The organism is Hydrocoleum sp. CS-953, from assembly GCF_002260545.1.
In the GTDB taxonomy this organism is placed as follows: Bacteria; Cyanobacteriota; Cyanobacteriia; order Cyanobacteriales; family Microcoleaceae; genus Trichodesmium.
This window is the reverse complement of sequence record NZ_LGSU01000888.1, coordinates 1-5,254: the sequence shown is the minus strand read 5'-3', so window position 1 is coordinate 5,254 and position 5,254 is coordinate 1. Positions and strand designations below refer to the sequence as shown.

Below are 5,254 nucleotides of genomic sequence, written 5' to 3'. Positions count from 1 at the left end.
AAACCAGCTTCCATAAATTACCTCTATTATTCAGTTATTAATTATCCATTATCAATTATCCATTATCAATTATTAATGGCAGTATCCCACAAAGAATCAGCAATTTTTGATAATCCCCAACCGGCTCAACCTACCAAACCAGCTTCCATAATTTTACCTTTAGTTTTACCTCTAATTTTAGATAAAATTATATCAGGATTTACACAAAATCTGTAGAGGTTAACGGCTGTTAACCCCTATTACACGCCTCTAAGTCAGTCTTATAAAATACCTAAAACAAACCTAATTTCTACTAAACTTACCGCATACTTTGTTTTTTCTCTGCTTTCAAATCTCGACTATTTGCAGCAGCTAATTCTGCATCCATTAAGGTTTTTCCTGTTGCTGCTAAATAAACATCATCTAAACTTGGTCGCGCTTGAGCAATACCAAAAATCGGTAAACCTGCTCCTTGTAATGATTGTTGAATTGTAATTAAAGCATCACTTTGGGGGGTAACAACTAAGTTTAAAGAATTGCCCTGAGCAGCATTGATAATAACTTCTTGAACTATTGGTAGGGGTTCAAGTAATGTTTTTGCTGTTTCTGCTTCTTCAGTAGGGGAAAATTCTCTAATGCGCAGAGTTATGCGATCGCCTCCTACTCTGTCTTTAAGTTCGGAAGGAGTACCAGTTGCTATGACTACACCTTTATCAATAATAGCTACTCGGTCTGCTAAAGCGTCAACTTCTTCAAGATAATGACTGGTAATTAAAACTGTTGTACCTGAGTCTCGCAACTGACGCAAAAAATCCCACACTGCTACCCGACTATCAATATCTAAACCTACTGTGGGTTCGTCTAAAACTAAAACATCTGGTTGATGTAGCAAACCTGCTGCTAAGTCAAGACGTTTGCGAATACCACCAGAGTAAGTACCTGTTTTTTGATCCGCCCAATCTTCTATACCAAGGAGGCGAATCACTTTGTCAATTCTTTCTTTGGCCAATTTGCCAGGGATATGATATATTGCTGCTTGGAGTTGGAGTAGTTCTCGGCCTGTTAATACTTTGTCTAAGGCCACTTCTTGGGCAACATAGCCAAGCCGTTGTCTAGCTATTCTCGGTTGGTCAGTTACAGAAACACCGGATACTTCTAAACGTCCAGCATCTGGTGTAATTAGGGTACATAGAGCGCGTAGGGTAGTTGTTTTGCCTGCGCCGTTGGGGCCAAGTAAACCAAATATTTCTCCAGGTTCTATCTTAAAGGAAACGTCCTTAACTGCTACAGATGAACCATAACTTTTTTGAAGGTTTTCTATTAAAACTGCTGGTGCCATAGTTATTAGTATATTCAGAGTTTTCCCTGAATATTGTAATTGTTTATTATTTATTTGGCTAAAAAATAAGGTTTCAAGCTTCCTCTTTCGTAGAAATAACAAAGAGTATTGACTTAATCAAAGAATAACGGTATAATCCGTTAAAAAGCATACCATTGCACTACACTCATTCATACATGAAATCCATCAGAACCAAGCTTAAACNCATAGTTATTAGTATATTCAGAGTTTTCCCTGAATATTGTAATTGTTTATTATTTATTTGGCTAAAAAATAAGGTTTCAAGCTTCCTCTTTCGTAGAAATAACAAAGAGTATTGACTTAATCAAAGAATAACGGTATAATCCGTTAAAAAGCATACCATTGCACTACACTCATTCATACATGAAATCCATCAGAACCAAGCTTAAACTGAATAATAAGCAGAAAACCATGATGGCTCAACACGCGGGTTATTCCCGATGGGTGTATAACTGGGGTTTAAGTATATGGAATGCAGCTTATAGAGATGGTTATCAACCTAATGCTCGTAAGCTTAGAGAAGTTTTTACCAATAATATAAAACCTCTTTATCCCTGGATGAAAAACCTGTCATCTAGAGTTTATCAATATGCTTTTATTCACTTGGGTGAAGCATTTAAGAGGTTTNACACGCGGGTTATTCCCGATGGGTGTATAACTGGGGTTTAAGTATATGGAATGCAGCTTATAGAGATGGTTATCAACCTAATGCTCGTAAGCTTAGAGAAGTTTTTACCAATAATATAAAACCTCTTTATCCCTGGATGAAAAACCTGTCATCTAGAGTTTATCAATATGCTTTTATTCACTTGGGTGAAGCATTTAAGAGGTTTTTTCAAGGATTGTGTAAACGCCCACGGTTTAAGAAGAAAGGCAAACATGATTCATTCACCATAGATAATTGTGGGAAAACAATAGAACTCAATGGTTGGAATCACAAATTGCCTTTTATTGGTATCGTTAGAACTTATGAACCAATTGAAGTCACTACTCAGAAAATAACTATTAGTAGACAAGCAGGTGAATGGTATTTAAGTTGTAGCTATGAATTTACTGGGACTTCAACTGATAAAACCACTGAAGTTGTAGGTGTAGATTTAGGCATTAACACATTAGCAACTTTAAGTGATGGAAAAGTTTTTGAAAGTGTAAAGTCATACCGTAAGTTGGAAGCGAAGCTTTCGAGACTACAATACCTAAATCGTAACAAAAGAATTGGTTCAGCTAACTGGAGGGCAGCACAACTGAAGATAGCTAGGCTACATAGGCGAGTAGCTAACATCCGCAAAGACGGACTTCATAAATTGACAACATATCTAGCCAAGAACCACGGCACTGTTGTGATTGAAGATTTGAATGTGAGTGGAATGTTAGCTAACCATAAGCTAGCTAAGTCTATAGCAGACCAGGGATTTTATGAGTTTAGAAGACAGCTTGAATATAAAACTCATTGGTACGGTTCTGATCTAGTAGTAGTAGATAGATTTTTCCCATCGTCAAAGACTTGTTCTAACTGTGGTTATGTTCAGGATATGCCATTGAATCTAAGGACTTATGAGTGTCCTGAATGTGGTTTATCCATTGACCGAGACTTGAATGCCTCAATTAATTTAAGAAATGCGGTCGGCTTGACCGTCAATGCCTGTGGACGGAGTGCTGCCGACAGTTCTGGTAGAAGCAGGAAGTAAACAGTAAAATGTCACATTATGCGGTGCGACCCCGCGACGACGAAAGTCGCAAGGGAATGCGCACCAAGAGAGGCGTTTTATATCGGTTTTATGAAGCAGTATTCCCTATTTCCAGCCTCTAAAGTAAGGCAGAGGTACTGAATTGCGCAGTTACGACCATAGGAGACTAACTGAAATGGCACTCAGCAAACTAGACATCTCCAATAATAAAAAATAAAATAAAATCAATTATCCTACACAAATCATCAATTCTTTCTCCCTGCTCCCTGCTCCCTCTTTTCTGGAGATGTCTACTACATAAATAGGTAAATTTTATTCAATAACTGTTACCCATCCACGGCGAACATGGTAAACTAACCTGTTAATAATGGCATATTCATCATCATCTAGATAACTATTAAATAATACATTCTGAATCTGTTCGCGTTCATCGCTGGTAATAACACTGGAGGACATTACGTCACTGAATACTGCTTCAAGTACATTTTTTGCTGGTGATACATTGAGTAATCTCATATAAATTATTAACTAATGACTAACTAATACTGACTCTTTTATTATTAGGGTTTTTCTAATTAGATGTGGTGATGTGAGTAATTATTAGTTAATGATTGTTCTCAATTTAATTTATAGTTAATATCATAGGTTCGATGTGAGTATATTTGTGTTTGTTGGTGATGCTTGTCACTGATATTAAATCTGGTTGTGCAACACCACATAAAATTAGCTCAGGCAAAAGGCAGCAGTTCATTAATGGATAATGGACAATTGATAATTATCTCTGGTTAAAACCATACGGGAATTGAAGATCGGGAAATATGATTTCTTTTTTTTCCCTATCCAAGGGGAGGCTTTAAACCAGAATTATTTAATTATTAATAATTAATAATNATTTATTGGTGTATCCAGAGTTTTCCCTAAATATTGTAATTCTTTATTATTTATTTGGCCAATAAATAAGGTTTTAAGCCTCTGACTTAAGGTAGAGAAAGATACTGAATAACTGAAATGGCACTCAGCATACTACAGAAGTAAGTCAATTTCATTCAACAAATTTTATCGATCCACGGCTAACATGATCGACCAACGTTTTCATCATGGCATATTCATCATTATCTAGATAACCACTCAATAATACACGCCGAATCTGTTCACGTTCATCGCTGGTAATAACACTGGAGGACATTACTTTGCTGAATACTTCTTCAAATACATTTTTTCCTGGTGATACATTGAGTAATCTCATATAAATTATTAACTAATGACTAACTACAACTTACATTTTTATTATTAGGGTTTTTCTAATTAGATGCAGTGATGTGAGTAATTATTAGTTAACGATCGTTCTCAATTTAGTTTCTAGTTAATATCATAGGTTCGATGTGAGTATGTTTTTATTTGTTAGTGATGTGTGTCACTCCGAGCATTCAGCATTTAGCTTTCAGCCATCAGCTATGATTTATAAGTTATTAAGTTATTATCTGGGAAAGAGGAATTAGTCTTCAAGGAGAATTACAAAGTTATGTTTGTGCAGCATTCCGTAGGAAAGAAAAAGGTCATCAGCTATACAAAGTTCCGGTAATATAGAATCCGGATAATTACTATAGCTTGCGTCCGCAGCGACTGCAACGGAGTGGAAGGTTTGCGGAGCATTCCGGAAGGGATAGCAATCTCTTAAACCTCTGGGATTGCTTCCTATCATCGCTGCGGATAACTGTTCAACCGGATTCTATATAATATAATACCAAATTTAGCAGGTTCGAGGTATATGCGCCATGCGATACAAATATTAACGATCAAGTCTTTTTTCGGCGTGGATATTGCCCATTAGGAGTATACCTCACTGATATGAAATACGCTGTAGAAATAGTTACAGTAAAAAAGGGAGTGGGGAGTAGAGAATATCCTCAAATTTAATTTTCCTGTATCGCTTTGTCGCATTAGCGCAATTCGGGAGCATATCAACTGACTTGAAGACAAGGTTCAATTGTTGCTAATACTGACTGAGATAAACTAGGTAAGTCATAACCTCCTTCTAAACCAAATAATATTTTGTGGGTTATTTGTAAACAATATTCTGTAAATAATCCATAGTCTTTTGGTTGTAGAGAAATACCTGCTAATGGGTCGTCGTGGTTGGCATCGTAACCAGCACTAACAATCAATAAATCTGGTTGAAAGTTAGCTAAAAAGGGTACGACTTTTTGCTCGAAAGTTGGTTGATAAA

At 36.4% G+C, this 5,254-nt stretch carries 5 protein-coding genes and 2 pseudogenes; 3 read left to right on the top strand and 4 right to left on the bottom strand.

What is annotated here, in order from left to right; translation table 11 throughout:
* A partial coding sequence (locus AFK68_RS36645; protein ID WP_210407359.1) for a hypothetical protein occupies positions 1-216 on the top strand: 216 nt, incomplete at its 5' end.
* A gap of 82 nt (positions 217-298) precedes the next feature.
* Here the strand turns inward: AFK68_RS36645 and AFK68_RS11830 are convergent.
* Positions 299-1,318: an ABC transporter ATP-binding protein gene (locus AFK68_RS11830; protein WP_094672972.1), complete on the bottom strand. Its 1,020-nt coding sequence runs from the start codon at positions 1,316-1,318 to the stop codon at positions 299-301.
* 384 nt (positions 1,319-1,702) lie between these two features.
* Between AFK68_RS11830 and AFK68_RS11825 the strand changes: the two are divergent.
* Both AFK68_RS11825 and AFK68_RS11820 read left to right on the top strand, forming a co-directional pair.
* Positions 1,703-1,966, top strand: a pseudogene (locus AFK68_RS11825) (helix-turn-helix domain-containing protein); the annotation flags it as partial.
* A gap of 1 nt (position 1,967) precedes the next feature.
* The coding region (locus AFK68_RS11820) for a transposase (RefSeq protein WP_256386541.1) at positions 1,968-3,027 on the top strand (1,060 nt) is incomplete at its 5' end.
* A gap of 312 nt (positions 3,028-3,339) precedes the next feature.
* Here AFK68_RS11820 and AFK68_RS11815 read toward each other — a convergent pair.
* The 3 genes and pseudogenes from AFK68_RS11815 to AFK68_RS11805 form a co-directional block, all read right to left on the bottom strand.
* The gene (locus AFK68_RS11815; RefSeq protein WP_094672966.1) at positions 3,340-3,543 is read right to left on the bottom strand and encodes a hypothetical protein; all 204 of its coding nucleotides are present in this window, start codon (positions 3,541-3,543) and stop codon (positions 3,340-3,342) included.
* Between the two features lie 526 nt (positions 3,544-4,069).
* Positions 4,070-4,273, bottom strand: coding sequence for a hypothetical protein (locus AFK68_RS11810; RefSeq protein WP_094672964.1), 204 nt, complete (start codon positions 4,271-4,273; stop codon positions 4,070-4,072).
* A gap of 715 nt (positions 4,274-4,988) precedes the next feature.
* A pseudogene (locus AFK68_RS11805) lies at positions 4,989-5,254 on the bottom strand (histone deacetylase); the annotation flags it as partial.

What these genes read in the sequence shown, in the direction of transcription:
- AFK68_RS11810 (WP_094672964.1), bottom strand. Translation starts at nt 4,273, where the DNA reads ATGAGATTACTCAATGTATCACCAGGAAAAAATGTATTTGAAGAAGTA.
- AFK68_RS11830 (WP_094672972.1), bottom strand. Translation starts at nt 1,318, where the DNA reads ATGGCACCAGCAGTTTTAATAGAAAACCTTCAAAAAAGTTATGGTTCA.
- AFK68_RS11815 (WP_094672966.1), bottom strand. Translation starts at nt 3,543, where the DNA reads ATGAGATTACTCAATGTATCACCAGCAAAAAATGTACTTGAAGCAGTA.